The organism is Spiroplasma endosymbiont of Megaselia nigra (assembly GCF_003987485.1).
Taxonomy (GTDB): Bacteria; Bacillota_I; Bacilli_A; order Mycoplasmatales; family Mycoplasmataceae; genus Spiroplasma.
Genome location: NZ_RCOO01000241.1, coordinates 1 through 1,441, shown reverse-complemented (window position 1 = coordinate 1,441; position 1,441 = coordinate 1). Strand labels below are relative to the sequence as shown.

The window sequence follows — 1,441 nt, the reverse complement described above, 5'->3', positions numbered from 1 at the left end:
ATTTTTAAAAACATAATTACATCTTTAATTTCTAGTTTTGGCATAAAAACATCTCCCTTCTAACTTACTTTTTTTCTCTCAACATGTATAAATATTAGTTTGCTATTTGATTCAATATGACCATTGGGTCTTAAAATTATAATATTTGGTGCAAAAAATTCATATATATAATGATTTTTAAAAGTAGTAAAAGTTACATTTATAGCACTATTTTCTTGGTCTGAAATACTTATATTATAAATATAATTATTACTATCATAATCTTTTATTATATATTTATATAATGAATTTGATACAAAATCACTAGTGTCTACAATTTCTCATTCTGATACATATGGTATAACAATTGATTTTTTTAATTCATCTAAAATTTCTTTTTTTATTTTTGCAATTTTTTCATCTTTAATTTTTTCTATAACAAGTTTATCTAATAAAGAATCAACTTCTAACTGGGTATAATATGCTTCTAAATCTATCATTGTTAAATCAATACCCTCTTCTTGAAAAGTACGAAACATTTTCTTTAAAGTTGTTAAATTAGCCAATGATTTTGCATAGGTAGGCAATAGACCTTGTCATGTTGCCATTGGGTCATTTTGTGAAGAATAATTAATATTACCAACGCTCATATTTGCTGAAGTAAAGAATTCAATTGGAATGCGGTTAAATGTTCAGTGTTCAATCGTAATAAAAACCATATTAATACAAATTTTCTTTAATAATGGGTCTTTAAATGTTTCAAATTTTAATTTTGAAAATGGATAGTTTAAGTAAGAATTAATCATATTTTGGGCTCTTAAAGCAAATGTTTTAAATCATAATTCTATATCACCTTTAAAGAACTTGTTATAACGAACTGGAACTTGTGTAATTTTACCTGTCATTGGATTAAAATTATTATAATTTTCCAAAGTAACATTTTGTCATAATTCATTTAACATTTAATCATCTCCTTATCATTTACTTTTTTTAGAATATATTTTCTTTAATATAAATTTTTTACTACTTAATAGTGTATTTGTTTTAATTGTTTTGTTTAAATCTTGTTTTATTTTTAGTTGTTTGTATGTTTGAAATGCTAGCCCATTGCCCAATAAACTAGTAACCACACTATCTTCTAGCGTATTTAACAATTTATCTTTATTAAAGTTATTTTTAAATTGTTCTTGCAACTTTAATATCTTAGCAATTGTCCGATATATTTTAAAACTATCTTTTACTACTTGCCGATAAGCAAGTGGGGTGAAAGAAACTAAATTAAACAAACTTGTTTTTTTAAATCCCCAACCAATAAACCACTCACTGTTCATATAGAATTTAAACGGTTCAGGAGCCAAAACAAACTGTTCTGCTTTGATTAAAGTTGTCATAACGACAATGGGGACATATTTAGGATTTTTATAATATATTGTTAAAGCAACTTCGCCCGCAAGTGATAAAG

General features: G+C 24.6%; 2 protein-coding genes. Both read right to left on the bottom strand.

What is annotated here, in order from left to right:
- Positions 1-59: 59 nt before the first annotated feature.
- Positions 60-941, bottom strand: a complete 882-nt coding sequence (locus D9R21_RS06430) for a hypothetical protein (protein ID WP_126821538.1) — start codon at positions 939-941, stop codon at positions 60-62.
- 12 nt (positions 942-953) lie between these two features.
- The coding region (locus tag D9R21_RS07585; RefSeq protein ID WP_158613968.1) for a hypothetical protein at positions 954-1,441 on the bottom strand (488 nt) is incomplete at its 5' end.